Below are 24,173 nucleotides of genomic sequence, written 5' to 3' on the forward strand. Positions count from 1 at the left end.
AGGCGCTGCCGCAGCGCCTGCGTTGAGCCAGGGTTTCTCAGGTGCTCAGGCGACTGCGCAACAGCTTCGCCATCGCCTCCAGATCCGCCATCGATTGATGCCCGATCAGCATCCAGGCGTGTTCCATGTCAGCCCAATACACGATGTTCAGCTCGCGCCGCTGCTCCCGGGCGAATTGGCGGCTGCCGCTGTTGGAGCGGGTGATGCACAGCGCCATGGGGCCGTGCGCCGGATCGAGGTAGGTGATCTGGGCGATGGGCGCGCCGTCGTACTCGAGGATTTGCGCACGCTTGAACTCGGCACGGGGCAGGCTCAGTTTTGCTGGCGCGAGGTTGAGGCCCAGACGCGCATCGATGGTGCGCAGTTGTGCCCGTTGGGCGGCTTCATCGGCGGGTAAATGATCCAGGGTTTCCGGCACGTAGAGCGTCATATAATCGGCCACCAGGCCGCGCCAGTTGTGTGTCTGCCGGCTCGCTTGCCAGCCGAGGAACAAACGGTCCGCCAGCACGCCGCCGGCCAGCAGTCCGGCCGCGGCCGCAAGGAACCAGCGTCGGCTGAGCGCGGGGCGGGCAGGTGAGGGCAGCGTGGCGAGCATGGCTTGCAGGCGATCTACCGGCGCCTGCCGGGCCAGTTCATCGTAGGCGTCCTTGAACGGCAGGCTGCTGCGATCCAGCCATTGCAGGCGCAGGCCGAGCATCGGGTCGGCGATGATGGCCGCGTCGATACGCGCGCGCTGCTCGGTATCGAGTTGGTTGTCGAGGTAAGCCACCAGTTGTTCGTCCGAGAGTATCGCGTTCATCAATGTTCTCCCCGGTAGGGGTTGGGCACCGTGTGCAACGGTGGGTATTCAGCCAGTTTCGCCCGCGCGGCGGCCAGGCGACTCATGACCGTGCCGATGGGCACTTGCAGTACTTCAGCGACTTCGCGGTAGGACAAGCCTTCGACGTAGGCGAGAAACACCGTTTCGCGCTGGGTCTCGGGCAACGCATCGACGCGGCGGATGACCTGCGCCGCCAACACGTGGGTCTGGGCCACGGACTCACCATCGAACGACAAGGCCTGATCGGCGTCCACGCAGCCCTGACCCTGGCGCACCCGCCGGGCGCGGACTTCGTTGAGCCAGATCGAATGCAGAATACTCAGCAGCCAGTGGTCCATGCGCGTCCCCGCCACGTATTGCCCGGCCCGTTCCAGCGCCCGCACGCAAGTGGCTTGCACCAGGTCATCGGCGACATGTCGTTGCCGGGACAGCAGCAGGCCGTAGCGCCATAAACGCGCCAGATGCTGGTTCAGTTCCGTTCGTATTGCCTGATCGCTGGCGATGGCGACCTCCGTCCGCTCGGGTTGTCAGGTTTTCGATGAGCCATTGATGGCTTCGGCCAGATCCTGATACTCCTCGCATTGAGTGCTGCCACAGATGGATTCGATCTGCCGCAGTTGCTCCTGTGCAAGATCCAGCCGGCCTTTGATCACATAGGCTTCGCCGAGGTATTCACGGACCTGCGCATATTGCGGGTCGAGTTTCACCGATTGCAGGTAATAGCCGATGCCTTCGTCGGTACGTCCCAGTTTACGCGTGGCGTAGCCGCGATAGTTCAACGCTTTTGCCGTGTTCGGCTGTTTCAGCGTGTCGAGCAGGGCCAGGGCTTCTTCGTAACGCCCGTCCTTGGCCAGTCGATAGGCATAGTTGGTGCGGTCTTCGTCCGGCACCAGGCTGCTGGTCTGCCTGACGCAACGCTTGGATTTGCTGTCGAACACCTGACCTTTGGGGCAGTTGGGCCTGATGGGCGCGTCGTCGTCCCCGCCACCTCCGTTGGCCAGGGCGAGGGAGCCGGACAACGCAACGCTCAGCAACAGAGGGGGCATCGAAACAGCAAAGCGAATCTTCATGGGCGTTGCTCCACAGTTTCATGGGTTTCGGATCAGGTCGCGCCCTGCCAGATGCAGCGCATGATTGATGTGATGAGAACACCGCAGCATGAACAATTATTCGTTGCGTCCTGGCGGTGTTTTTCAAGGAAAGCTCATAACGCAGCATTGTGCGCGCCGAAGATCCCTGTGGGAGCGGGCTTGCTCGCGAAGGCGGTGGGTCAATCAACATTAATGTCGGCTGATACACCGCTATCGCGAGCAGGCTCGCTCCCACATTGGAGTATCAACCCAGCAAGCGAATCGGAGCGCCCGCGAACCAGGCCTGAATGTCCTCGATCATTTGCGAGAAAAACAGTTGGTAGTTCTGTTGGCTAACGTACCCGACATGGGGCGTCGCCAGTACATTGTCCAGGGTCCGGAACGGATGGTGGGCGGGCAGCGGTTCCTGCTCGAAGACGTCCAGTGCGGCACCGGCCAGCCGTTGTTTCTGCAGCGCCTTGATCAGCGCCGCTTCATCGACAATGGGGCCGCGAGCGGTGTTCACCAGCAATGCCGTGGGTTTCATCCAGCCAAGGGCTTGCGCGTCCACCAGGCCCCGGCTGCGCTCGCTGAGCACCAGGTGCACCGACAGCACGTCGGCCTGTTCGAACAGTTCCTGCTTGCTGACACAGGTCACACCGACCTGCGCCGCACGTTCGGCGGTGAGGTTTTCACTCCAGGCGATGACGCGCATGCCGAACACCTGACCGAACTGCGCGACTCGCTGGCCGATGCTGCCCAGACCGAGGATGGCCAGCGTCTTGCCATGCAAGTCGCCACCCAGGCCTTGTTGCCATTGGCCGGCACGCAGGGCATTGGCTTCGACCACCAGGTTACGGGTCGCGGCCATGATCAGCGCCCAGGTCAGTTCCGGCGCGGCGTGTTTGTAGCTGTCGGTGCCGCCAACCTGAATGCCCAGCGCGGCGGCGGCTTTCAGGTCCAGAGCGGCGTTGCGCATGCCGCCGGTCACCAGCAGTTTGAGCTTCGGCAGGCGGCGCAGCAGGTCTTCATCGAAACGGGTGCGCTCGCGCATTACACAGATCACCTCGAACCCGGCCAGACGCTCGGCCAGGGATGGGGTATCGGAGGGGTAGTCATGGAGAAAACTCACCTGGCCGACGCAGTCCAGCGCCGACCAGTCCACCACGTCCCGCGCCACATCCTGCCAATCATCAAGCACCGCAATCTGCACAGGCATCGTCTTTCCTCTTTAACGCACGGGGTTGGTCTTGTTCAGCCAGGCGAGCAGGGCCTGGTGGAATTGTGCCGGTTCTTCCATTTGCGGCGCGTGGCCCATGCCAGGGAATTCGACCAGCGTGGACTGGGGAATCAGCCTGGCCACTTGCTTGCCAAGGACGTCGTAGTGCCCGAGCTTCGCCTTGATCTCGGGGGAGGCGATGTCACTGCCGATGGCGGTGGTGTCGGACGTACCGATCAACAGCAGGGTCGGCATCTTCAGGTTGTGGAATTCGTAGTACACCGGTTGAGTGAAGATCATGTCGTAGATCAGCGCCGAGTTCCACGCGACTTGCGTATGCCCCGGGCCTTTGTTCAGGCCGGCGAGCATGTCTACCCAGCGATCGAATTCCGGCTTCCAGCGGCCGCCGTAATAGGTGCTGCGTTCGTAGTTGCGGATACCGTCGGCACTGAGTTTGAGTTCGCGTTCGTACCATTGGTCAACCGTGCGGTAGGGCACGCCGAGGGCTTTCCAGTCTTCCAGGCCGATGGGGTTGACCAGCGCCAGTTGTTCGACCTGCTCGGGGTATAACAAGGCATAGCGAGTGGCGAGCATGCCGCCGGTGGAATGCCCCAGCAGAGTGGCTTGCTGGATGCCCAGGGCCTTGAGCAATTGCTGGGTGTTCGTCGCCAGTTGCTGGAAACTGTACTGATGGTGCGCCGGTTTGCTGGAGGTGCAGAAGCCGATCTGGTCCGGGGCGATGACCCGATAGCCGGCGTCGCTGAGGGCTTTGATCGAGTTTTCCCAAGTGGCACCGCAGAAATTCTTGCCGTGCATCAGCACCACGCTGCGACCATTGGCCTTGCCGTGGGCAGCGACATCCATGTAACCCATTTGCAGGGATTGGCCCTGGGATTCAAAGGCGAAGTGCTTGAGGGTGTAGGGGTAGTCGAAACCTTGCAGTTCGGGGCCGTATTCCGGTCCTTCGGCGTGGGCGATGACGGGCAGGGCGGCGGTCAACAGCAGGCCAGGTAACCAGCGGGAAAAGGGGCGCGACATGGGAGAGCTCCATGGAAAATCCGCCGATGCTGGATCGGCTCGATTAGGGCGGCATTAAACACAGGCAACCGCCGCCCTTGATGGTTCAACCCATCCAGCCCAAAGTCGCCATGGCCAGTACGCCGTAGCGGGCACCTTTGGCCAGGGTGACGATCAGCAGGAAGCGCCCCAGCGGCTCGCGCATGACCCCGGCGACCAGCGTCAGCGGATCGCCGATCACCGGCAGCCAACTGAGCAGCAATGACCAATGGCCATAGCGTTGGTAATGCAGTCGGGCTTTTTCCAGGTGTCGGGGGCTCACCGGAAACCAGCGTCGGTCGCGGAACCGCTCGATCCCGCGCCCCAGCCACCAGTTAAGCAGCGAGCCCAGAACGTTGCCAAACGTTGCCACCGCCAGCAGTGCCCAGAGCCAGTACCGATCGCTGAGCAGCAATCCGACCAGCACGGCTTCGGATTGCAACGGCAGCAGCGTGGCGGCACCGAATGCCGCGAAAAACAGCCCGAGGTACGCGCCGGACATCAATGGGCGGGGTAGTCCGCAACCACCACGTCAGTACCGTCCTTTTTCAGGCCGATGACCTGATAGGCATCGCTCATGCCGTCCATTTCCATGCCGGGCGAACCCATGGGCATGCCGGGCGCAGCGACGCCCAGCAGATCGTCGCGCTTGCTCAAGGCCAGGACCTGGTCGGCCGGGACATGACCCTCAACGAATTTGCCGTTGATCAACGCGGTGTGGCACGACGCCAGGCGCGGCGGCACGCCATGCTGTTGCTTGAACTCACTCATGTTGGCTTCGACGTGGTCTTCGACCTTGAAGCCATTGGCCTCCAGATGGGTGATCCATTTTTTGCAGCAGCCACAGTTGGCGTCGCGATGAACCTCGATCGGAATGAGGTCGGCGGCCTGGGCCAGGGAGGACATGAACAGGGCGCTCAGGGCGATCAGACGCAGAGGGTTTCGCATGGGATTCGTCTCGGCTAACGGGCAAAAAACGCATTCTGACCATTTTTATTGGTCAGGCATTCAAGGAGTGTTTCGAATTGCTACAAAGGTCTGCGATTCGATAATGGTAGATCAGCGCTGTCAGGCAGATGAGGGGCACATTACAAAATCGTCAGGTTGAAATGCCGAGGGTAAGTATCGGTGTTGATGCAAGCCAACTAGTCGCTATGTAAGAAAAGTCTGAAAGACCATTCTTTAAGACGCTAAGACCCAATAAACAAGAAGTTTTACAGTATGTATCTTAATTGTACGAGAATTGTTAAAACTCTTAATTAAAGTTTGGTGGCCTCAATGCTCCGGCCGATACTCCTGACCTCCTAACTTGGCCAAACAAGGAGTTTTCAATGACTATCGGATATACCGGCGCCTGGACCGCGAAAGCGGGCCTGTTGGTTCGAGATACCGTCAGCAGATCAAAGCCTGTTCCCCAGAGCGTCAAGGTCAGGCAGATGCTTGACCTGGTGGGCAACAATCCAGTTGAACTGGATACAGTCAAGATGGACAAGATGAAATTGCGCAAGCAGATGAAGGGTTTTGATCCTACTAATGTTTCAGTCAAATCCATGGGCAGTCTCAGTGTCTTTCTGAAAGAGCGCGGCCTGATCAGTGATGTGACGGCGGTCACGCTGAGCAATGCCGGTGACAAGTTCGACCGTTTTGGCATCAAGGACCCTGACGCGAAGTTTAATGCGCTGGAATATTTCGCCACGCAACTGGAGAATATTCAGAATAACAATCTAAAGGGTAACAAGTACGCCAACTACCTGGTCCCCGAGTTCAAAAAAGCGATCTACGTGCTGCAAAACCTGGAAACTTACGGCAAGAACAACGGCCCCATGGTGAGGCCAGGCAGTGTTCTCTCGGAAGAGGCCTGACGCCATGTTGCCCGGCCCGCCCGGTTCATCGAGCGGGCCGGCAACCCTTAGCGGTCGAGCAGTTTCATGACTTCTTCCGGATAACGCAGGCCAGCGGTGGCATTCGCCGGAAAGATCGCTTCCAGCGCGCGCAGTTCTTCGGCGTTCAGCGTCACCTCCAGAGCGGCCACGTTTTCTTCCAGGTATTTGCGTTGTTTGGTACCCGGAATCGGAATCAGGTAATCACCCTGGGCCAGCACCCACGCCAGCGCCAGTTGGCCCGCCGTCACGCCTTTCTCTGCCGCCAGCGCTTGTACCTGTTGCACCAGCAGCAGGTTTTTCGCGAAATTTTCGCCCTGGAAGCGCGGGCTGAAACGGCGGTAGTCGTCGGCCGCGAAATCATCCGGGCTTTTCAATGCGCCGGTCAGAAATCCTCGGCCCAATGGGCTATAAGGCACAAAGGCGACGCCCAGGCGCTGGCAGGCCGCCAGGCAACCGTTTTCTTCCTGATCGCGACTCCACAACGAGTACTCACTTTGCAACGCACTGATCGGATGAACCTTGTGCGCCCGTTCCAGGGTCGCCGCCGAGGCCTCGCTCAATCCCAGATAACGCACCTTGCCGGCACTGACCAGTTCGGCCATGGCGCCGACGGTTTCTTCGATGGCCACCTGTGGGTCGATTCGGTGCTGGTAATACAGGTCGAGGGTGTCCACGCCCAGGCGCTTCAGGCTGCCGTCGATGGACTGGCGAATGTATTCCGGCCGGCCGTTGACGCCACGGGCGGTAGGGTTGGCCGGGTCGCGGACGATCCCGAACTTGCTGGCCAGGAACACCTGATCGCGCTTGCCGGCAATGGCCTTGCCGATCAGTTCTTCATTGGTGTGAGGGCCGTACATGTCGGCGGTATCGAGCAGGTTGACGCCCAGCTCCAGCGCGCGGTGCAGGGTGGCCGTGGCTTCGCGGGTATCCGTGCCGGTGGTGTAGAAGTCGGTCATGCCCATGCAGCCCAGGCCGATGGCCGATACCTGCGGACCGTTTTTTCCCAATTGACGTGTGTGCATGAAATCAGCTCCCTGTGAAATGAATCACCATTGTTCGCCTCGACAGAAACAAGATAAACCGGCTAAAACGGCTATCACTATTCGTTAAATCTAAATAATCAGCCGGTGGAGCCAGCAATGGACCGTTTCAACGCCATGCGCGTCTTTACCCGAATCGTCGAGTTAGGTGGCTTTGCCAGGGCCGCCGACAGCCTGCAATTGCCCCGGGCCTCGGTAACCATCCTGATCAAGCAACTGGAGGCGCATCTGGGGGTGCAACTGCTGCAACGCACCACGCGGCAGATCAGCCTGACGCTCGACGGCGCGGCCTATTACCCACGTTGCGTGCGCTTGCTGGCGGACCTGGAAGAGACCGAAGCGGTGTTCAGCGCCGCACGCCACAATCCCAAGGGGTTATTGCGCGTGGACATGCCGGCGGGCGTGGGGCGCCTGATTGTGATTCCGGCACTGCCGCAATTCACCGCCCGCTATCCCTTGATCGAGCTGGAAATCGGCCTGAATGACCGGCCGGTGGACCTGATTCGCGAGGGAGTCGATTGTGTCTTGCGCGGTGGTTCGCCGCTGGACGATTCGCTGGTGGCGCGGCCGCTGGTGATGATGGATCAGGTGACCTGTGCCAGCCCCGACTACCTGCAGCGGCACGTAGCGCCCCATACGCTGGATGACCTGTGCGGGCACCAGATGGTCGAGTATGTCGCCAGCAACAGTGGCAAACGCTATGGGCTGGAGTTTGTCGTGGATGGCCAGGTGCGGTCGGTCGACCTGCCCAAGCAGGTGGCGGTCAACAGTGCCGATGGTTATTTGGCCGCGTGCGAGGCGGGATATGGCCTGGTGCAGACGCCGTACTATCACGTGGCGCGGCAACTGGAGGAGGGACGTTTGTGTGAAGTGCTGAAGGAAGTGCCGCCACCGGGCATGCCGATGACGGCGCTTTATCCGCCGCACCGCCAGTTATCCCGGCGGGTGCGTGTGTTCGTCGATTGGCTGGTGGAACTGTGTGCCCAGCCCGGCAATGACTTTTACCGCAAGGATTCAGAACGTTGAGCAGCTGTTAACGATGTGGGTAGTAACCCGGTCCGCCATGATTGTCATAGTGATCGTGGTGCCAGCCCCCGTGGGGGAACACAATGCATCCGCTCAGGGTCAGGATGGCCAGCAGGGGAATCAGCAGTGTGATTCGACGCAACATTTGAAAGTCCTCATGGTTATCGCCGCAATGAAGCTAAAACTCTTCATCGGCTGTAACATGAGACCCCGCTTGTAGCCGCTTATCCCCGAAACAGGGTAAGCGCTTGGCATGGGCGTCGATACAAACCGGATACATTTTCAGATTCAGGAACCCGCAATGACTCAGTCGCAACGTTTGAAATACTCGATTCTGATCTCCCTGGTGGTGCTGGGGATCATGTTTGGCCTTTCCTGGTTGCAGAATACCGGCGTCATCAGCGAAAAACTGTTCCAGTACATCGCCATTGGCGTAGCGGTGGTCGTGGTGGTCATCAATGGCGTGATGCGCCGCAAGGTCAAGACCTGATCATTCGATCATCGGTTGTGCAAAATGGCAGCAGCCTGGGGATGCAGGCTGTAGCTCTTGTCGGGGTTGAGGACAATCACGCCTTCGCTGCACAAACGCTTCAGCACTTCACGCACGCTGAGAAAGGACAGGGGAATATCCAGGTCCAGCAATTGGCTGTGCACGCCGCGCACACCAAGGCTGCGGTCGTTTTCGGCGGCCGTCAGCAGGGCGTCGATGACTTTCAGGCGGATCAGGCTGGTTCGAAGGCCAAAGCTTTTGAGCAGGATCCTGATCCGCTCGTTGCGGCGGCGATCGGTACGCGGCTCGAATACGCCGACTCCCATGGAAGTACCCTTTGGCGCGTTGCTGCCATCCGTTGGCAGTTGCGAGTTGTACATTGCAAAACTCCTTTTCAGAGCCTGATCAGGAAAAAATGGGCGCTCTTACAGGACTAGACGTATGAGCAGCCCGAATCATGAAGGTTCGAATGTAGAAAATTTGTCGCCATCGCGTGATCAACCTGTCAGACCATGGGTTGTTGCGCAGTAATTCCTTAAATTTTCGTGGTGAGCTTCGTCCCTACAGGGAGGCACGGTGCGCCTGGATATGCGCAGCTGTGGCCATCGTTTTTTCGATCAGGAGCGAGCGTGATTATTTCCAGCCAGTTAACCAGGTTGAGCCTGGCGGGTGTGACTCTGGGGTTGAGCCTGGGGTTGAGCCTTGCGGCGAGCGCGAGCGCTACGCCTGCGCAAACGAGCGCCGACATCCGCCGAACCGGTTTCGGCGTGCCGCACATCCGTGCCGACAACGAGCGCGGGCTCGGCTACGGCATCGGCTATGCCTACGCCCAGGACAACCTGTGCCTGCTGGCCAACGAGATCACTACGGTCAACGGTGAACGTTCGCGGTACTTCGGGCCGGATCAGTTCACCGTTGAGGAGCGTGAGAACCTGGTCAGCGACATATTTTTCACCTGGCTGAACACCCCGCAAGCCGTCGCCGGTTTCTGGCAGGCCCAGACCCCGCCAGTGCGTGAGTTGGTCGAAGGTTATGTGGCGGGGTACAACCGCGCCTTGAGCGAGCGTCGTGCCCAGGGTTTACCGGCGCAGTGCCAGGGCGATTGGGTGCGCGACATAACCCCCTCGGATCTGGTCAAGCTGACCCGGCGGCTGTTGGTCGAAGGTGGTGTCGGCCAGTTTGCCGAAGCCCTGGCCGGTGCCACGCCACCCAAGGCCGTGACCCAGGCGTCGAGTGCACAGCCAGCGTTCCAGGTGGCCGCCACGCGGATGCAGCGCTTTGCCCTGGACCGGGGCAGCAATGCCGTCGCGGTCGGCAGCGAGCGTTCCTTCAACGGACGCGGCATGTTGCTGGCCAATCCGCACTTCCCGTGGGTGGGCGGCATGCGTTTTTATCAGATGCACCTGACCATTCCCGGCAAACTGGACGTGATGGGCGCGGCGTTGCCCGGCCTGCCGGTGATCAACATCGGTTTCAATCAACATCTGGCCTGGACCCACACCGTGGACTCGTCCAGGCATTTCACGCTGTATCGCCTGCAACTCGATCCCAAGGATTCGACCCGTTACCTGCTCGACGGTCAGTCCTTGGCGATGGACAAGCAGACTGTGACCGTCAACGTCAGGCAGGCGGACGGGCAGGTCCAGGCGATTTCCCACGTGGTCTACAGTTCGAAATTCGGTCCGGTGGTGCAATGGCCGGGAAAACTGGATTGGGATGATCAGTACGCCTACAGCCTGCGCGACGCCAATCTGGATAACGACCGCGTTCTGCAGCAGTGGTACGCGATGAACCGCGCTGAAAACCTCAAGGACTTCCAGGCCTCGGTGCACAAGATCCAGGGCATTCCGTGGGTCAACACGCTGGCGGCGGACGATCAGGGGCAGACGCTGTACATGAACCTCTCGGTGGTGCCCAACGTCAGCCTCGACAAGCTGGCGCAATGCAGCGATCCGCGAGTTGGCTTGCAGATGATCATTCTCGACGGCTCCAACAGCGCCTGTGCCTGGGACATCGACCCGCAGGCGCCACAACAGGGTATCTATGCAGCGGACAAATTGCCGCAATTGCTGCGCAAGGATTTTGTCCAGCACGCCAACGACTCGGCATGGATGGCCAACCCGGCGCAACCGCTGACCGGCTATTCGCCGTTGATCAGCCAGGACAGCCAGCCATTGGGGCTGCGCTCACGCTTTGCCCTGGACCGTTTGAGCACGCTGGCCCAGGCCGGCAAGGTCGGGGCAGCCGACTTGCAAAGCATGGTCATGGACGATCAGGTCTATCAGGCGGATCAAGTGATGCCGGACCTGCTGCAGTTCTGCGCGGCGGATCTCGGTACCGATGCCAAAACGCTCACGCCACTGTGCGCCAGCCTCAAGGCCTGGGACCGCAACGCCAACCTGAGCAGCGGTCTGGGCTTTGTGCACTTCCAGAATGTCATGGAGGCGTTGGAGCCAGTGCCGGACGTATGGCGCGTGGCATTCGATCCACAGGACCCGCAACATACGCCGCGTGGACTGGCAATTGATCAACCGCAAGTGGCGAAGGCGCTACGGGCAGCGATGCTGGCTTCGGCTGAACTGGTCAAGGCATCAGGACTGAAACCCGACAGCCGTTGGGGCGATATCCAGGTGGTCAGCAGCGGCGGACAACAGACACCGATCCACGGTGGACCGGGTGCACTGGGCGTCTATAACGCCATCCAAAGTGTGCCGCGCAGCGATGGCAAGCGCGAAGTGGTCAGTGGCACGAGTTACCTGCAAGTGGTGACCTTTGACGAAAACGGACCGCAGGCCAAAGGGCTGCTGGCGTTCTCGTTGTCCAGCGATCCGGCCTCGAAGTACTCACGGGACCAGACGCAGGCATTCTCCAGGAAGCAATGGAGCGTGCTGCCTTTCACCGAGCAACAGATCCTGTCCGATCCGGACTATCAGGTGCAGACGATCCGTCAGCAGGATGCAAAGGTGACCACGCAGTAAAGTAGTGGAGTTTTGCATGAACGCTGAAGGCCGCACCCCGCAAGGGTGGCGGCCTTTTCAGCTTTTCGGGGACTTTTGCGGAATTGCGTTGACCACCAGATTGCCGTTCTGGTTGCGGGTCAGGTAGACCGGCAGGACCCGCGGCAAGGACTTCACCAGGCCGTTGATCTCCTTGATGTTGTAGATGCCGCCGATATGGATCGAACCGGTGCTGTTGTCAGCCACCATCAACGGTTTGTCCAGGTAGCGATTGATCAATGGCAGCGCATCGCTCAGGGCCAGATCGTCGAGCACCAGCTTGCCCTGGCGCCAGGCCAGCGAGCTGTCATTGTCATAGGTCTGGCTGATGCGGGGGATGAAGTCGCCGTGGCGATAACTGGCCTGCATCGCCGGGCCAAGGCGCAAACCGTCGCCTTGCAGGTCGGCGTTGCTGCTGACCAGTACCGAACCCTCGATCAGGTTGACCTTGACCTGGTCTTCATACATCCAGACGTTGAATTGGGTTCCGGTTACGCGAATCCGTCCTTCGGCGGCCTTGACCACGAAGGGGTGGCGGGTGTCATGGCTGACCCTGAAGAACGCTTCGCCTTTTTCCAGCGTGACTCGCCGCTGATCCTTGTAGTTGCTGTAGGTCAGCTCGCTGCCCAGGTTCAGTTCCACCTGGCTGCCGTCTTTCAAGGTGACCGTTCGAACATTGTCGGACGCTTCGAAATGCTGGTACGCGTTCGGAACCCAGCCCAGGTGCCAGCCGCCATAACCGGCCAAAGGCAGTGCCAGGGCACATATCGCCGCTGCAATAGCCAGGCGGCGCCACGGGTTTACGGGTTGGGTGCGAACCAGCGGCACCACAGGTTCGGGACGGGGCAAGTCGCCGGCGACATCCCAGATCTCGAGCATCGCTTCGTACTCGAAGGCATGGAGCGGATGCGCATCACGCCATTGCTCGAACGCCTGGCGCTCTTGCTCGGTACAGTCACTGGCGTGCAGACGCATGCACCAATGCGCGGCGGCATCGGTGATAGCGTCGAATTCGGCTTCCGAAAGCGTGTGGTCGGTCATTGGCCCTTCCTGATTTCCTGCATTCTAACCTTGGTGGAAGTCTGCGAGAACATCAGTCATGGCATTTAACCATCAATGGGCAGTTTTTTTTCAACGCTTCGTCTCTGGAGCACCTGCTGTCGGGTAGCAGTATCCATGGGGCGCGTGAAAAAAAGATCAAGACAAACACCGCTGTGCAGCGCAGATCCGAGGTTTGCCCGGCAGCAAGCCTGAAATGCACTCGATGCCGGAGCCGAACAAGTGTTTGACGGCCTCCCAGTCAGACTGAGCGGTAGCGTTTGCCTGGCTGCCGAGCATCTTCACCAGCAGTCGGGTGTTGTCATGGAACAAATGGGTGAGCAGGTTGCCACTGTGGATTGAGCATCGAGACTAAAAGCCGGTGCGTTGACGCGGGCGGTAAATAGATAACGCACGGGACGTGGGCATTCGTGACAGGGATATACCTCATCGACCCTGAGCGAAAGGTTGACAGGTCGCACGCCGCGCGTTGTTAATCGGCGGGTCTTTGTACGCTGTTGTTCCCTCCAATAATCAGTCTGGAGCTTCAGATGTCTGCGCCACACGATCACGCCTCTACCGCAGTCTCGTCACACCTGTCATTCGAAGCGCTGAGCGCTTTGCTGGAGAAGATTTTTCTGCGTCACGGCACATCGGCCGAGGTTGCCCGGGTGCTGGCGCAAAACTGCGCCGGTGCCGAACGCGACGGCGCGCACAGTCACGGGGTATTCCGCATTCCAGGTTATGTTTCGACGCTGCAAAGCGGCTGGGTCAATGGCCAGGCCGTCCCGGTGGTCGAAGATGTGGCTTCAGGGTTTGTGCGGGTCGACGCCAATAACGGCTTCGCGCAACCGGCCCTGGCGGCGGCACGCGAGCTGCTGGTGCAGAAGGCCCGAAGTGCCGGCATCGCGGTGCTGGCGATCCGTAACTCGCACCATTTCGCAGCCTTGTGGCCGGATGTCGAACCCTTCGCGGAAGAAGGCCTCGTGGCATTGAGCGTGGTCAACAGCATGACCTGCGTGGTGCCCCACGGTGCCGACCGGCCGCTGTTCGGCACCAACCCGATTGCCTTCGCTGCGCCGCGGGCCGATGGCGGGCCGATTGTCTTCGACCTGGCCACCAGTGCCATTGCCCATGGCGATGTGCAAATTGCCGCACGCGAGGGTGAACGCTTGCCGGCAGGGATGGGGGTAGACAGCCTCGGCCAGCCGACCACGGACCCGAAGGCGATTCTCGAGGGCGGCGCGTTGTTGCCTTTCGGCGGGCACAAGGGCTCGGCGTTGTCGATGATGGTCGAGTTGCTTGCAGCGGCACTGACCGGCGGCAATTTTTCCTTCGAGTTCGACTGGAAGAACCACCCCGGCGCCAAGACGCCCTGGACTGGCCAATTGCTTATCGTGATCGATCCGGACAAAGCGGCGGGGCAAAGCTTTGCCGAACGCAGCCAGGAACTGGTGCGGCAAATGCACGGTGTCGGTCTGAAGCGTTTGCCGGGTGACCGGCGTCATCATCAGCGCGCCAAGTCGCTGGCCAATGGCATTGAACTGGATGCCCGGACGCTGGCGAACTTGCGGGAGCTGGCGGGGGAGTGATTCGAGGTAATGGCAAATAACGGCTAATTAACGCAACCCCTGTGGGAGCGGGCTTGCCCGCGAAGGCGTCGTGTCAGTCGGCATCAACCGTGCTGACACACCGCTTTCGCGAGCAAGCCCGCTCCCACAGGGGTTCAGTGTTTGCCAGTGCTTAGCGACGCCCCAACAACAACCCCACCACCAGGCCAAACCCGGCGGAAATCGCCACGGTTTGCCATGGATGCCCGCCGATATAGGTTTCAGTGGCCTCGACCGCGGGCAGGGTCCGGTCGCGCACGCTACTCACCGAATCCCTGGCCTGCTGGAGTTTCAGGGCGATTTGTCCGTGAAGGGTCTCCGCTTCTTCCCCGACCAGTGAGGCGCTGCTTTTGAGCAGCTTTTCCGACTCTTCGATCAGCGATTGAAGCTCGCTGAACGCTTGATCCTTGATTTGATCTTCGGCGGCTTGCAGGGCGGTTTTGCGGGCCATTGAAGTACTCCTTGCGGGTAAGTGGACAGTGAACAATGGAGTCAGTCGCCGTCGGAAAAGTTGCAGCTATTTTGCCCGGGGCGGCCATCTTGCTGAAAAACCGGCGCAGGACATTTCGTCCTACAGTGTAAGATGTCGCCTATTTTACGCAGCAGGAAATTCCCATGAGCTTCAATCTGGCCGACAAACCCCTCGCCGAGCGCGCTGCGCTTGAAGACGAGAAATCCCGTCTGTTCGAACTCTGGCAAAACAACCTGGGCAAGGCCAAGGGTGAGGCCGCGCGGTTGTTCGGCGAACGGGCCAAGCGCAAAGGCAAGTGGGCGGAATGGGTGCGCGCCGAACTGGACGGCATGTCGCCCCCGGAATACGCCAACATGGTGCGCAGTGAAGTCAATCGCCTGATGGCGGCCAACAAATAACATCGGCTGTCAGGCGAAACTCCTGACAATCGCCTCGCGCACTTTCAACACCACCGGGTCGAGCTGGGTGCTGGTCCGCCAGCCCAGTTCGATCGGGTAGCGCGGCAAGGCCAGGGGGCAGGGCAGCAGCGCCAGCCCGCTGAGCGTTGCGATGCTTTGGGCGGCATGGGCCGGAATGGTCGCCACCGCCCGACTGCCTTTGAGCAAATGCGGCAACGCGGCAAAATGCGTGGTCGAGGCGCACACTCGTCGACTGAGCCCCAACGCCGCCAATCCTTCATCGGTAATCCCGATAAAACCGCCGGACGACACCAGAATGTGTTCGCGGGCCACAAATTCCTCAAGACCGATGCTCTGCTGGCCCTCGACCAGGCTCGACGGGTCCACCAGGCACAGATAACCACCTTCCCCCAGCACCTGACGGCTGAGCAGCCGCTCGGCAAACCCGCCCGCGGTGATCGCCAGGTCAATGCTGCGCTCCATCAGCGCCTGGGCGACGATCTGGCTGTGGGTCTGGCGGAAAATCAGCCGCAGTTTCGGCGCACACCGGGCGATTTCTTCGATCAGCCGCCGGCCGTAGGCAATTTCGAAATCATCCGACATTCCCACGGTGACCGAGCGACCTTCGTACTGTTGCGCGGCCGGATCGACCATCGCCAGGCTCTGCCGGCATTTGTTCAGGGCATCGCTGACCACCGGTTTGAGCTGATTGGCCTTGAGCGAGGGGGCCAGGCCGCGTCCAGTGCGCACGAACAGCTGATCGCCATACACCTCGCGCAAGCGACGCAAGGCCGCGCTGACGGCCGATTGCGTCACGCCCAGGCGCAGTGCGGCACGGCTGGCGCTGGACTCTTCGTGCAGCGCTTCGAAGACTTTGAGCAGGTTGAGGTCGACGTCGGTGATATTCATTTGGCTCATATCATTCAGCAGTGAATCGGTCTTTATTGATGATTGCCTGACGCCGGAGAATGAGCAACACCTGATGCGAATGGAGTTTCCAAGATGCCAAAGTCAATCGTTGCTGCCCTGCAGATCGGCGCCTTGCCCGGCGGCAAGGCTGAAACCCTGGAACAGATCCTGTCCTATGAAAACGCGATCATCGAATCCGGCGCCGGGTTGGTGGTGATGCCGGAAGCGCTGTTGGGCGGTTATCCCAAAGGCGAGGGCTTTGGCACCCAATTGGGTTATCGCCTGCCGCAAGGGCGCGAAGCCTTTGCCCGTTATTTTGCCAATGCCATCGAGGTACCCGGCGCGGAAACCGATGCACTGGCGGGACTGTCCGCACGTACCGGAGCCAATCTGGTGATCGGCGTGATCGAGCGCGCCGGCAGCACCTTGTACTGCACCGCGCTGTACTTCGATCCGCAGGCCGGACTGCTGGCCAAACACCGCAAGCTGATGCCCACCGGCACCGAACGGCTGATCTGGGGCAAGGGCGATGGTTCGACCTTGCCGGTGATCGACAGCCAGGTCGGGCGTGTCGGTGCGCTGGTGTGCTGGGAAAACATGATGCCGCTGCTGCGCACCGCGATGTACGCCAAGGGCGTGGAGGTGTGGTGCGCGCCGACCGTGGACGAGCGGGAAATGTGGCAAGTCAGCATGCGCCACATCGCTCATGAAGGGCGCTGCTTCGTGGTCAGTGCCTGTCAGGTCCAGGCATCGCCGCAGGCCTTGGGTCTGGACATCGCCAACTGGCCGGCGGATCGGCCATTGATTGCTGGCGGCAGCGTGATCGTCGGTCCCATGGGCGACATCCTCGCCGGACCGTTGCGCGACAGCGCCGGTTTGCTCACCGCGCAAATCGACACGGACGACCTGGTACGCGCCCGCTACGACTTTGACGTGGTCGGCCACTACGCCCGGCCGGATGTGTTCGAGCTGACCGTGGACGAACGCGCCAAACCCGGGGTGCGCTTCATCGCTTGATACGCGGTGGGTTTTGGCCAAAGCAGTCAGACAACTTGATAGCTTTGACCATTGCCCGCTAACCCGCGCAGAGCGAGTATTTCCCTGTTGATTACGGTTCCCCCAACCTAATAAAAAACACAGAGGGATTCTGGCAATGCGCGATTACTTGTCTGCTACTTCTCAGTTCAACTATCAGCACACCGTCGATGCCGCACTCGCGGGCGATTTGACGGCACTCAACGCCTGCGTCGAATGCTGTGACCGGCATGCCTTGCCGGGTCGCATCGCACTGTTCTGGGAAGGCCGCGACGGCACCGGTGCGACGTACACCTTCGCCGACTTGCAAGACAAGGCCGCACGTTTCGCCAATTTCCTGCTGGCCCAGGGCGTGAAGAAAGGCGACAAGGTCGCCGGCCTGTTGCCACGCAATATCGAACTGTTGATCACCGTGTTCGCCACCTGGCGCATCGGCGCGGTGTATCAACCGCTGTTTACCGCGTTCGGCCCCAAGGCCATCGAGCACCGCCTGAGCTGCTCTGGCGCCAAGGTGGTGGTGACCGATGCAGTGAACCGGTCGAAACTCGCCGAAGTCGCCGATTGCCCGACCACGGTGACCGTCACCGGCGCCAAAGGGCAGGGCCTGGTGCGTGGCGATTTCAGTTTCTGGGCCGAACTGGCCAACTATTCCGCCGACTGCGAACCGGTGCTGCTGACCGGCGAAGATCCGTTCCTGCTGATGTTCACCTCGGGCACCACCGGCCCGTCGAAAGCACTGTCGGTGCCGCTCAAGGCCATCGTCGCGTTCCAGAGCTACACCCGCGATGCGGTGGATCTGCGCCCGGAAGACGCGTTCTGGAACGTCGCCGATCCGGGTAGGGCCTACGGTATTTATTTCGGTGTCACCGGGCCAATGGCCATGGGCCATCCGATCACCTTTTACGATGGCCCGTTCACCCTCGAAAGCACCTGCCGGGTAATCAACAAGTACGGGATCACCAACCTCACCGGTTCGCCGACGGCCTACCGTTTGCTGATTGCCGGCGGCGATGAATTCGCCAGATCGATCAAGGGCAAGCTGCGTATCGTCAGCAGCGCCGGCGAGCCGCTGAACCCGGAAGTGATCCGCTGGTTTGCCGATAACCTCGACGTGGTTATCCACGACCACTACGGCCAGACCGAACTGGGCATGGTGCTGTGCAATCACCACGGCCTTGAGCACCCGATTCACATGGGCGCAGCCGGTTTCGCCTCGCCGGGCCACCGCATTGTGGTGCTGGATGACGACTACAAGGAACTCGGCGTTGGCCAACCGGGCATCCTGGCCATCGACCGCAGCCAGTCGCCGATGTGCTGGTTCGCCGGCTACGAAGGCGGGCCGACCAAGGCCTTTGTCGGCAACTACTACCTGAGTGGCGACACCGTCGAGTGGAACCCGGACGGCAGCATCAGCTTCGTCGGTCGCAGTGATGACGTGATCACCACCTCCGGCTATCGGGTTGGCCCGTTCGACGTGGAAAGTGCGCTGATCGAGCACCCGGCCGTGGTCGAGGCTGCAGTGGTCGGCAAGCCCGATCCGGAGCGCACCGAACTGGTCAAGGCGTTCGTCGTGCTCAGCGCGCAATACCGCGCCGCCCCCGAGTTGGCCGAAGAGCTGCGCCAACACGTGCGCAAGCGTCTGGCGGCGCACTCGTACCCTCGTGAAATCGAATTTGTCAGCGAATTGCCGAAAACCCCAAGCGGCAAATTGCAGCGCTTTATCTTGCGCAACCAGGAAATCGCCAAGGCTCAAGAGGCTGCGGCGAAGAACCTTCCAGCTTGAATCCAGGGAAACAATGATGCAGATCGAGAACAAGATTTTTATCGTCACCGGTGGCGCTTCCGGCCTCGGTGCAGCGACTGCCGAGGTACTGGTCGCCGCTGGCGCGAAAGTGATGCTGGTGGATATGAACGCCGAAGCCGTTGCAGCCCAGGCCCAGCGCCTTGGCGCGCACAGCGTGGTGGCGGACATCAGCGACGAAGCGGCGGCCGAAGCCGCGGTGCAAGCGACGGTCAGGGCTTTTGGCGGCCTCAATGGCCTGGTCAATTGCGCCGGCATCGTGCGTGGCGAGAAGATTCTCGGCAAGAATGGTCCACACGCGCTGGCCAGTTTCAGCCAGGTGATCAACGTCAACCTGATCGGCAGCTTCAACATGCTGCGTCTTGCGGCAGCGGCGATTGCCGAGACCGAAGCGGATGCCGATGGCGAGCGCGGCGTGATCATCAACACCGCGTCTGCCGCGGCTTACGACGGTCAGATCGGCCAGGCGGCTTACGCGGCGTCCAAGGGTGCGATTGTCAGCCTGACCTTGCCGGCGGCCCGCGAACTGGCGCGTTTCGGCATCCGTGTCATGACGATCGCCCCAGGCATCTTCGAGACGCCGATGATGGCCGGCATGACCCAGGAAGTCCGCGATTCCCTGGCCGCTGGCGTGCCATTCCCGCCGCGTTTGGGCAAACCGGGCGAGTATGCCGGGCTGGTCAAGCATATTATTGAAAACAGCATGCTCAACGGCGAGGTGATCCGTCTCGACGGTGCCTTGCGCATGGCCGCGAAGTAAGGAGGATTTGTCATGACTATTTCCAACGATCCAATCGTTATCGTCAGCGCCGTCCGCACCCCGATGGGTGGCTTCCAGGGCGAACTGAAAAGCCTGACCGCGCCGCAACTCGGTGCGGCCGCCATCAAGGCCGCCGTCGAACGTGCCGGCGTTGCCAGTGATAGCGTCGACGAGGTGTTGTTCGGCTGCGTACTGCCGGCAGGCCTTGGCCAGGCCCCTGCACGTCAGGCGGCGTTGGGCGCGGGGCTGGATAAATCGACCCGCTGCACCACTCTGAACAAGATGTGCGGTTCCGGCATGGAAGCGGCGATTCTGGCCCATGACATGCTGGTGGCGGGCAGTGCCGACGTGGTGGTTGCCGGTGGCATGGAAAGCATGTCCAACGCGCCCTATCTGCTGGACCGCGCCCGTGCCGGCTACCGCATGGGCCATGGCCGGGTGCAGGACTCGATGTTCCTCGACGGCCTCGAAGACGCCTACGACAAGGGCCGCCTGATGGGCACCTTCGCCGAAGAATGCGCCGAAACCAACAGCTTCAGCCGTGAAGCCCAGGACGCGTTCGCCATTGCCTCGACGACCCGCGCACAGCAGGCGATCAAGGACGGCAGCTTCAAGGACGAGATCGTGCCGCTGACCGTGACGGTCGGCAAAGAGCAGGTGGTGATCAGCAATGACGAGCAGCCGCCAAAAGCCAGGCTGGACAAGATCGCTTCGTTGAAACCGGCGTTCCGCGAAGGCGGTACGGTGACGGCGGCCAACTCCAGTTCGATCTCCGACGGTGCCGCTGCGTTGGTGCTGATGCGCCAGTCGCAGGCACAGAAACAAGGCCTGAAACCGTTGGCGGTGATCCATGGACACGCGGCGTTCGCCGACACCCCGGGTCTGTTTCCAGTGGCGCCAATCGGTGCGATCAAGAAATTGATGAAGAAAACCGGCTGGTCGCTCAATGACGTCGATCTGGTGGAAGTCAACGAGGCCTTCGCCGTGGTCGGCATGGCCGCGATGACTCATCTGGAAATCCCCCACGAGAAACTCAACGTGCACGGCGGCGCTTGCGCCCTAGGGCACCCGATCGGCGCGTCCGGTGCGCGGATTCTGGTGACCCTGCTTTCGGCCCTGCGCCAGAAAGGCCTGAAACGCGGCGTTGCGGCGATTTGTATCGGCGGCGGTGAAGCGACGGCCATGGCCGTGGAATGCCTCTACTGAAACTGACGCCAATCCCATGTGGGAGCGGGCTTGCTCGCGAAGAGGCCGTGTCAGTCGACATCTTTGTTGAATGACACACCGCTTTCGCGAGCAAGCCCGCTCCCACAGGGTTCTGCGTCGTAACCAGATTCAAGGATTCACCATGATCCCCAATGACGACCAACAACAAATCCGCGACATGGCCCGGGACTTTGCCCAGGAACGGCTGAAACCGTTCGCCGCCGAGTGGGACCGCGAGCATCGCTTTCCCAAGGAAGCCATCGGCGAGATGGCCGCACTGGGCTTCTTCGGCATGCTGGTGCCGGAGCAGTGGGGCGGATGCGACACCGGTTACCTGGCCTATGCCATGGCGCTGGAAGAAATCGCCGCCGGTGATGGCGCCTGCTCGACCATCATGAGTGTGCACAACTCCGTGGGCTGTGTGCCGATTCTCAACTACGGCACGGATGAGCAGAAAGAGCGCTTCCTCAAACCACTGGCCAGCGGTGCGATGCTTGGCGCTTTCGCCCTGACCGAGCCCCAGGCCGGTTCCGACGCCAGTGGCCTGAAAACCCGTGCGCGCCTGGAAGGCGATCACTACGTGCTCAACGGCTGCAAGCAGTTCATCACCTCCGGGCAGAATGCCGGGGTGGTGATCGTGTTTGCGGTGACCGATCCGAGCGCTGGCAAACGCGGCATCAGCGCCTTTATCGTGCCAACCGATTCGCCGGGCTACACCGTTGCGCGGGTCGAGGACAAGCTCGGTCAGCATGCGTCCGACACCTGCCAGATTCTCTTCGAAGACGTGAAGGTGCCGCTGGCCAATCGTTTGGGCGAGGAGGGCGAAGGCTACAGGATTGCCCTGGCCAACCTTGAAGGCGGCCGCGTCGGCATCGCTTCGCAATCGGTGGGCATGGCCCGCGCCGCCTTCGAAGCTGCGCGCGATTACGCCCGTGAACGCCAGAGCTTCGGCAAGCCGATCATCGAGCACCAGGCCGTGGCCTTCCGCCTCGCGGACATGGCGACCCAGATCGCCGTGGCGCGGCAAATGGTGCACTACGCCGCCGCCCTGCGCGACAGTGGCAAACCAGCGCTGGTCGAAGCGTCGATGGCCAAGTTGTTCGCCTCGGAAATGGCCGAGAAGGTATGCTCCTCGGCGCTGCAAACCCTCGGTGGCTATGGATACCTGAACGACTTCCCGCTGGAGCGGATCTACCGCGACGTGCGGGTCTGCCAGATCTACGAAGGCACCAGCGATATTCAGCGCATGGTCATTTCGCGCAATTTATAAGAAGGAGTCCCCTGTGAGTTATGAAACGATTTTGCTGGAAACCCACGGCCGCGTTGGCCTGATCACCCTCAACCGTCCACAAGCGCTGAATGCGTTGAACGCGCAGATCGTCAGCGAACTGAACCAGGCCCTCGATGGCTTCGAGGCTGACTCGAACATCGGCTGCATCGTCCTGACCGGTTCGAAAAAAGCCTTCGCCGCCGGGGCTGATATCAAGGAAATGGCCGAGCTGACCTATCCGCAGATCTACATCGACGACCTGTTCAGCGACAGCGACCGCGTGGCCAACCGCCGCAAGCCGATCATCGCAGCGGTCAACGGTTTCGCTTTGGGCGGTGGCTGCGAACTGGCGCTGATGTGCGACTTCATCCTGGCTGGTGACAACGCCCGATTCGGTCAGCCGGAAATCAACCTCGGCGTGCTGCCGGGCATGGGCGGTACCCAGCGCCTGACCCGCGCCGTGGGCAAGGCCAAGGCCATGGAAATGTGCCTGAGCGGTCGCCTGATCGATGCCGTTGAAGCGGAGCGTTGCGGCATCGTGGCGCGTATCGTGCCGAGCGATGAACTGCTGGACGAAGCGCTGAAAGTCGCGGCGCTGATTGCCAAGAAGTCGCTGCCGATTGCGATGATGGTCAAGGAAAGCGTCAACCGTGCCTTTGAAGTGAGCCTGGCCGAAGGCGTGCGCTTTGAGCGCCGGGTGTTCCATGCGGCGTTTGCGACGCAGGATCAGAAGGAAGGGATGGCGGCGTTTATTGCCAAGCGTGAGGCTGAGTTCCAAGGCAAGTGATGCGGCGTTCTTAGGGACGCCTTCGCGAGCAAGCCCGCTCCCACATTTGATCTGCGGTGTTCACAAATTCTGTGTTCGCCGCAGATCAAATGTGGGAGCGGGCTTGCTCGCGAAGCTTTTAAGCTTTACCGAGTCACACCAGGTAGTTCTTCAGTTCGCGGGCAATCACCATCCGCTGAATCTCGCTCGACCCTTCGTAGATCTGCGTGATCCGCGCATCCCGGTAGTACTTCTCCACCGGATAGTCTTCCAGATACCCATACCCGCCATGAATCTGAATGGCTGACGAGCAGACTTTTTCCGCCATTTCCGACGCAAACAGCTTGGCTTGTGACGCCTCCGACAGGCAGGGTTTGCCGGCCGTGCGCAGGCGTGCGGCGTGCAGGATCATCAGTCGCGCGGCGTTCAACTGCATGTGCATGTCGGCCAGCAGGTTGGCGATGCTCTGGTGTTCATTGATCGTTTTGCCGAACTGCACACGATCACGGGAGTAGGCCAGCGCCGCTTCGAACGCCGCGCGGGCTATGCCCAGTGCCTGGGCAGCGATGCCGATACGGCCGCCTTCGAGGTTGGACAGGGCGATGGCCAGGCCTTTTCCGCGCTCGCCGAGCAGATTGGCCTCAGGGATGGTGCAGTTGTTCAGGGTCACCGCACAGGTGTCGGAAGCGCGTATGCCCATCTTGTGTTCGGTGCGATCAACGATAAAGCCGGCAGTGTCGGTCGGCACCAGGAACGCCGAGATGCCACGTTTGCCCAGGTCCGGATCGGTCACGGCAAACACAATCGCCAGCTTGGCCCGCTTGCCATTGCTGACGAACTGCTTGGCGCCGTTGATCACCCACTGGCCGTCGCGCAGTTCGGCGCGGGTGCGCAGGTTGTGCGCCTCGGAACCGGCCTGGGGTTCGGTCAGGCAGAAGCAGCCGATGACCTTGCCGCTGGCCAGGTCCGCCAGCCAGGTCTTTTTCTGTTCTTCGCTGCCGTAGTTGAGCACCGGCCCGCAGCCCACGGAGTTGTGGATGCTCATGAAGGCGCCGGTAGCACCGTCGCCGGCGGAAATTTCTTCTACCGCCAGCGCGTAGGCCACGTAATCGACATAGGTGCCACCCCATTCCTCGGGGACCACCATGCCCAGCAGGCCCAGTTCACCCATCTTCGCCACCAGACCGTCATCGATCCAGCCGGCCTTTTCCCAGGCCTGGGCATGGGGCGCGATTTCGCCGCGGGCAAAATCCCGGGCCATGTCGCGGATCATGACTTGCTCTTCGCTCAATTCGATATCGTGCATGG

General features: G+C 61.0%; 26 protein-coding genes. 12 read left to right on the forward strand and 14 right to left on the reverse strand.

Annotation, left to right across the window (positions count from 1 at the left end; genetic code table 11):
* Positions 1–37: 37 nt before the first annotated feature.
* The 7 genes from AC3IT6_RS13580 to AC3IT6_RS13610 form a co-directional block, all read right to left on the reverse strand.
* A complete protein-coding gene (locus AC3IT6_RS13580) occupies positions 38–799 on the reverse strand; it encodes an anti-sigma factor (RefSeq protein ID WP_489356197.1) in 762 nt (253 codons plus the stop codon).
* Positions 799–1,281: an RNA polymerase sigma factor gene (locus AC3IT6_RS13585; protein ID WP_489356547.1), complete on the reverse strand. Its 483-nt coding sequence runs from the start codon at positions 1,279–1,281 to the stop codon at positions 799–801. Before AC3IT6_RS13585 ends, AC3IT6_RS13580 begins: the two co-directional genes overlap by 1 nt.
* A 66-nt stretch (positions 1,282–1,347) precedes the next feature.
* Positions 1,348–1,890 carry a tetratricopeptide repeat protein gene (locus AC3IT6_RS13590; protein WP_489356199.1) on the reverse strand — a complete coding sequence of 181 codons (543 nt, stop codon included), beginning with the start codon at positions 1,888–1,890 and terminating at the stop codon, positions 1,348–1,350.
* 265 nt (positions 1,891–2,155) lie between these two features.
* Positions 2,156–3,109 (reverse strand): D-2-hydroxyacid dehydrogenase family protein, encoded by a 954-nt coding sequence (locus AC3IT6_RS13595; RefSeq protein WP_489356201.1) that lies wholly within the window; start codon positions 3,107–3,109, stop codon positions 2,156–2,158.
* 12 nt (positions 3,110–3,121) lie between these two features.
* Entirely contained in the window at positions 3,122–4,147 is a 1,026-nt protein-coding gene (locus AC3IT6_RS13600; protein ID WP_489356203.1) for an alpha/beta fold hydrolase, read from the reverse strand.
* 85 nt (positions 4,148–4,232) lie between these two features.
* Positions 4,233–4,667: a YqaA family protein gene (locus tag AC3IT6_RS13605; protein ID WP_095946089.1), complete on the reverse strand. Its 435-nt coding sequence runs from the start codon at positions 4,665–4,667 to the stop codon at positions 4,233–4,235.
* Positions 4,667–5,113: a DUF411 domain-containing protein gene (locus tag AC3IT6_RS13610; RefSeq protein ID WP_150753558.1), complete on the reverse strand. Its 447-nt coding sequence runs from the start codon at positions 5,111–5,113 to the stop codon at positions 4,667–4,669. Before AC3IT6_RS13610 ends, AC3IT6_RS13605 begins: the two co-directional genes overlap by 1 nt.
* A gap of 383 nt (positions 5,114–5,496) precedes the next feature.
* Between AC3IT6_RS13610 and AC3IT6_RS13615 the strand changes: the two genes are divergently transcribed.
* Positions 5,497–6,027, forward strand: coding sequence for a hypothetical protein (locus tag AC3IT6_RS13615; RefSeq protein WP_489356206.1), 531 nt, complete (start codon positions 5,497–5,499; stop codon positions 6,025–6,027).
* Positions 6,028–6,074: 47 nt separating this feature from the next.
* On the opposite strand, the gene AC3IT6_RS13620 is transcribed toward AC3IT6_RS13615, so the two are convergent.
* A complete protein-coding gene (locus AC3IT6_RS13620) occupies positions 6,075–7,070 on the reverse strand; it encodes an aldo/keto reductase (RefSeq protein ID WP_489356208.1) in 996 nt (331 codons plus the stop codon).
* A 117-nt stretch (positions 7,071–7,187) separates the two neighbouring features.
* Between AC3IT6_RS13620 and AC3IT6_RS13625 the strand changes: the two genes are divergently transcribed.
* On the forward strand, positions 7,188–8,114 hold the full coding sequence (locus tag AC3IT6_RS13625; RefSeq protein WP_489356210.1) for a LysR family transcriptional regulator: 927 nt from the start codon (positions 7,188–7,190) through the stop codon (positions 8,112–8,114).
* Positions 8,115–8,121: 7 nt separating this feature from the next.
* On the opposite strand, the gene AC3IT6_RS13630 is transcribed toward AC3IT6_RS13625, so the two are convergent.
* Positions 8,122–8,259, reverse strand: coding sequence for a hypothetical protein (locus AC3IT6_RS13630; protein ID WP_223444620.1), 138 nt, complete (start codon positions 8,257–8,259; stop codon positions 8,122–8,124).
* Between the two features lie 156 nt (positions 8,260–8,415).
* Here AC3IT6_RS13630 and AC3IT6_RS13635 point away from each other — a divergent pair, with 156 nt between their 5' ends.
* Positions 8,416–8,604, forward strand: coding sequence for a hypothetical protein (locus AC3IT6_RS13635; protein WP_489356212.1), 189 nt, complete (start codon positions 8,416–8,418; stop codon positions 8,602–8,604).
* A gap of 8 nt (positions 8,605–8,612) precedes the next feature.
* Here AC3IT6_RS13635 and AC3IT6_RS13640 read toward each other — a convergent pair whose 3' ends face one another.
* Entirely contained in the window at positions 8,613–8,984 is a 372-nt protein-coding gene (locus tag AC3IT6_RS13640; protein ID WP_489356214.1) for a fe2+ zn2+ uptake regulation protein, read from the reverse strand.
* 249 nt (positions 8,985–9,233) lie between these two features.
* On the opposite strand from AC3IT6_RS13640, the gene pvdQ reads away from it, so the two are divergent.
* A complete protein-coding gene (pvdQ, locus tag AC3IT6_RS13645) occupies positions 9,234–11,582 on the forward strand; it encodes a bifunctional acylase PvdQ (protein ID WP_489356216.1) in 2,349 nt (782 codons plus the stop codon).
* Positions 11,583–11,639: 57 nt separating this feature from the next.
* Here pvdQ and AC3IT6_RS13650 read toward each other — a convergent pair whose 3' ends face one another.
* On the reverse strand, positions 11,640–12,641 hold the full coding sequence (locus tag AC3IT6_RS13650) for a FecR family protein (RefSeq protein WP_489356218.1): 1,002 nt from the start codon (positions 12,639–12,641) through the stop codon (positions 11,640–11,642).
* 548 nt (positions 12,642–13,189) lie between these two features.
* On the opposite strand from AC3IT6_RS13650, the gene AC3IT6_RS13655 reads away from it, so the two are divergent.
* Positions 13,190–14,230, forward strand: a complete 1,041-nt coding sequence (locus AC3IT6_RS13655; protein WP_489356220.1) for an Ldh family oxidoreductase — start codon at positions 13,190–13,192, stop codon at positions 14,228–14,230.
* A 151-nt stretch (positions 14,231–14,381) separates the two neighbouring features.
* Here AC3IT6_RS13655 and AC3IT6_RS13660 read toward each other — a convergent pair whose 3' ends face one another.
* Positions 14,382–14,699 (reverse strand): ElaB/YgaM/YqjD family protein, encoded by a 318-nt coding sequence (locus tag AC3IT6_RS13660; RefSeq protein WP_489356222.1) that lies wholly within the window; start codon positions 14,697–14,699, stop codon positions 14,382–14,384.
* Positions 14,700–14,863: 164 nt separating this feature from the next.
* Here AC3IT6_RS13660 and AC3IT6_RS13665 point away from each other — a divergent pair, with 164 nt between their 5' ends.
* Entirely contained in the window at positions 14,864–15,118 is a 255-nt protein-coding gene (locus AC3IT6_RS13665) for a hypothetical protein (protein WP_007970091.1), read from the forward strand.
* A gap of 9 nt (positions 15,119–15,127) precedes the next feature.
* Here AC3IT6_RS13665 and AC3IT6_RS13670 read toward each other — a convergent pair whose 3' ends face one another.
* On the reverse strand, positions 15,128–16,036 hold the full coding sequence (locus AC3IT6_RS13670; RefSeq protein WP_150753563.1) for a LysR family transcriptional regulator: 909 nt from the start codon (positions 16,034–16,036) through the stop codon (positions 15,128–15,130).
* An 84-nt stretch (positions 16,037–16,120) separates the two neighbouring features.
* On the opposite strand from AC3IT6_RS13670, the gene AC3IT6_RS13675 reads away from it, so the two are divergent.
* The 6 genes from AC3IT6_RS13675 to AC3IT6_RS13700 all read left to right on the forward strand — a co-directional run bounded on the left by AC3IT6_RS13675 (position 16,121) and on the right by AC3IT6_RS13700 (position 22,886).
* Positions 16,121–17,044, forward strand: a complete 924-nt coding sequence (locus AC3IT6_RS13675; protein ID WP_489356225.1) for a carbon-nitrogen hydrolase family protein — start codon at positions 16,121–16,123, stop codon at positions 17,042–17,044.
* 136 nt (positions 17,045–17,180) lie between these two features.
* The gene (locus AC3IT6_RS13680; protein WP_489356227.1) at positions 17,181–18,845 is read left to right on the forward strand and encodes an AMP-binding protein; all 1,665 of its coding nucleotides are present in this window, start codon (positions 17,181–17,183) and stop codon (positions 18,843–18,845) included.
* A 16-nt stretch (positions 18,846–18,861) separates the two neighbouring features.
* Positions 18,862–19,623, forward strand: coding sequence for an SDR family NAD(P)-dependent oxidoreductase (locus tag AC3IT6_RS13685; RefSeq protein WP_489356229.1), 762 nt, complete (start codon positions 18,862–18,864; stop codon positions 19,621–19,623).
* A gap of 12 nt (positions 19,624–19,635) precedes the next feature.
* The gene (locus AC3IT6_RS13690) at positions 19,636–20,829 is read left to right on the forward strand and encodes an acetyl-CoA C-acyltransferase (RefSeq protein ID WP_150753567.1); all 1,194 of its coding nucleotides are present in this window, start codon (positions 19,636–19,638) and stop codon (positions 20,827–20,829) included.
* A 142-nt stretch (positions 20,830–20,971) separates the two neighbouring features.
* Positions 20,972–22,099: an acyl-CoA dehydrogenase gene (locus AC3IT6_RS13695; RefSeq protein ID WP_489356232.1), complete on the forward strand. Its 1,128-nt coding sequence runs from the start codon at positions 20,972–20,974 to the stop codon at positions 22,097–22,099.
* 13 nt (positions 22,100–22,112) lie between these two features.
* On the forward strand, positions 22,113–22,886 hold the full coding sequence (locus tag AC3IT6_RS13700) for an enoyl-CoA hydratase (RefSeq protein ID WP_057714717.1): 774 nt from the start codon (positions 22,113–22,115) through the stop codon (positions 22,884–22,886).
* A 133-nt stretch (positions 22,887–23,019) separates the two neighbouring features.
* Here AC3IT6_RS13700 and AC3IT6_RS13705 read toward each other — a convergent pair whose 3' ends face one another.
* Positions 23,020–24,171 (reverse strand): acyl-CoA dehydrogenase family protein, encoded by a 1,152-nt coding sequence (locus AC3IT6_RS13705; RefSeq protein ID WP_489356234.1) that lies wholly within the window; start codon positions 24,169–24,171, stop codon positions 23,020–23,022.
* Positions 24,172–24,173: the final 2 nt, after the last annotated feature.

The organism is Pseudomonas sp. KH_017 (genome assembly GCF_057840285.1).

What these genes read in the sequence shown, in the direction of transcription:
- AC3IT6_RS13665 (WP_007970091.1), top strand. Translation starts at nt 14,864, where the DNA reads ATGAGCTTCAATCTGGCCGACAAACCCCTCGCCGAGCGCGCTGCGCTT.
- AC3IT6_RS13635 (WP_489356212.1), top strand. Translation starts at nt 8,416, where the DNA reads ATGACTCAGTCGCAACGTTTGAAATACTCGATTCTGATCTCCCTGGTG.
- AC3IT6_RS13605 (WP_095946089.1), bottom strand. Translation starts at nt 4,667, where the DNA reads ATGTCCGGCGCGTACCTCGGGCTGTTTTTCGCGGCATTCGGTGCCGCC.
- AC3IT6_RS13680 (WP_489356227.1), top strand. Translation starts at nt 17,181, where the DNA reads ATGCGCGATTACTTGTCTGCTACTTCTCAGTTCAACTATCAGCACACC.
- AC3IT6_RS13685 (WP_489356229.1), top strand. Translation starts at nt 18,862, where the DNA reads ATGCAGATCGAGAACAAGATTTTTATCGTCACCGGTGGCGCTTCCGGC.
- AC3IT6_RS13660 (WP_489356222.1), bottom strand. Translation starts at nt 14,699, where the DNA reads ATGGCCCGCAAAACCGCCCTGCAAGCCGCCGAAGATCAAATCAAGGAT.
- AC3IT6_RS13630 (WP_223444620.1), bottom strand. Translation starts at nt 8,259, where the DNA reads ATGTTGCGTCGAATCACACTGCTGATTCCCCTGCTGGCCATCCTGACC.
- AC3IT6_RS13705 (WP_489356234.1), bottom strand. Translation starts at nt 24,171, where the DNA reads ATGCACGATATCGAATTGAGCGAAGAGCAAGTCATGATCCGCGACATG.
- AC3IT6_RS13580 (WP_489356197.1), bottom strand. Translation starts at nt 799, where the DNA reads ATGAACGCGATACTCTCGGACGAACAACTGGTGGCTTACCTCGACAAC.
- AC3IT6_RS13600 (WP_489356203.1), bottom strand. Translation starts at nt 4,147, where the DNA reads ATGTCGCGCCCCTTTTCCCGCTGGTTACCTGGCCTGCTGTTGACCGCC.
- AC3IT6_RS13695 (WP_489356232.1), top strand. Translation starts at nt 20,972, where the DNA reads ATGATCCCCAATGACGACCAACAACAAATCCGCGACATGGCCCGGGAC.
- AC3IT6_RS13640 (WP_489356214.1), bottom strand. Translation starts at nt 8,984, where the DNA reads ATGTACAACTCGCAACTGCCAACGGATGGCAGCAACGCGCCAAAGGGT.
- AC3IT6_RS13650 (WP_489356218.1), bottom strand. Translation starts at nt 12,641, where the DNA reads ATGACCGACCACACGCTTTCGGAAGCCGAATTCGACGCTATCACCGAT.
- AC3IT6_RS13625 (WP_489356210.1), top strand. Translation starts at nt 7,188, where the DNA reads ATGGACCGTTTCAACGCCATGCGCGTCTTTACCCGAATCGTCGAGTTA.
- AC3IT6_RS13690 (WP_150753567.1), top strand. Translation starts at nt 19,636, where the DNA reads ATGACTATTTCCAACGATCCAATCGTTATCGTCAGCGCCGTCCGCACC.
- AC3IT6_RS13655 (WP_489356220.1), top strand. Translation starts at nt 13,190, where the DNA reads ATGTCTGCGCCACACGATCACGCCTCTACCGCAGTCTCGTCACACCTG.
- AC3IT6_RS13675 (WP_489356225.1), top strand. Translation starts at nt 16,121, where the DNA reads ATGCCAAAGTCAATCGTTGCTGCCCTGCAGATCGGCGCCTTGCCCGGC.
- AC3IT6_RS13610 (WP_150753558.1), bottom strand. Translation starts at nt 5,113, where the DNA reads ATGCGAAACCCTCTGCGTCTGATCGCCCTGAGCGCCCTGTTCATGTCC.
- AC3IT6_RS13615 (WP_489356206.1), top strand. Translation starts at nt 5,497, where the DNA reads ATGACTATCGGATATACCGGCGCCTGGACCGCGAAAGCGGGCCTGTTG.
- AC3IT6_RS13595 (WP_489356201.1), bottom strand. Translation starts at nt 3,109, where the DNA reads ATGCCTGTGCAGATTGCGGTGCTTGATGATTGGCAGGATGTGGCGCGG.
- AC3IT6_RS13590 (WP_489356199.1), bottom strand. Translation starts at nt 1,890, where the DNA reads ATGAAGATTCGCTTTGCTGTTTCGATGCCCCCTCTGTTGCTGAGCGTT.
- AC3IT6_RS13670 (WP_150753563.1), bottom strand. Translation starts at nt 16,036, where the DNA reads ATGAGCCAAATGAATATCACCGACGTCGACCTCAACCTGCTCAAAGTC.
- AC3IT6_RS13620 (WP_489356208.1), bottom strand. Translation starts at nt 7,070, where the DNA reads ATGCACACACGTCAATTGGGAAAAAACGGTCCGCAGGTATCGGCCATC.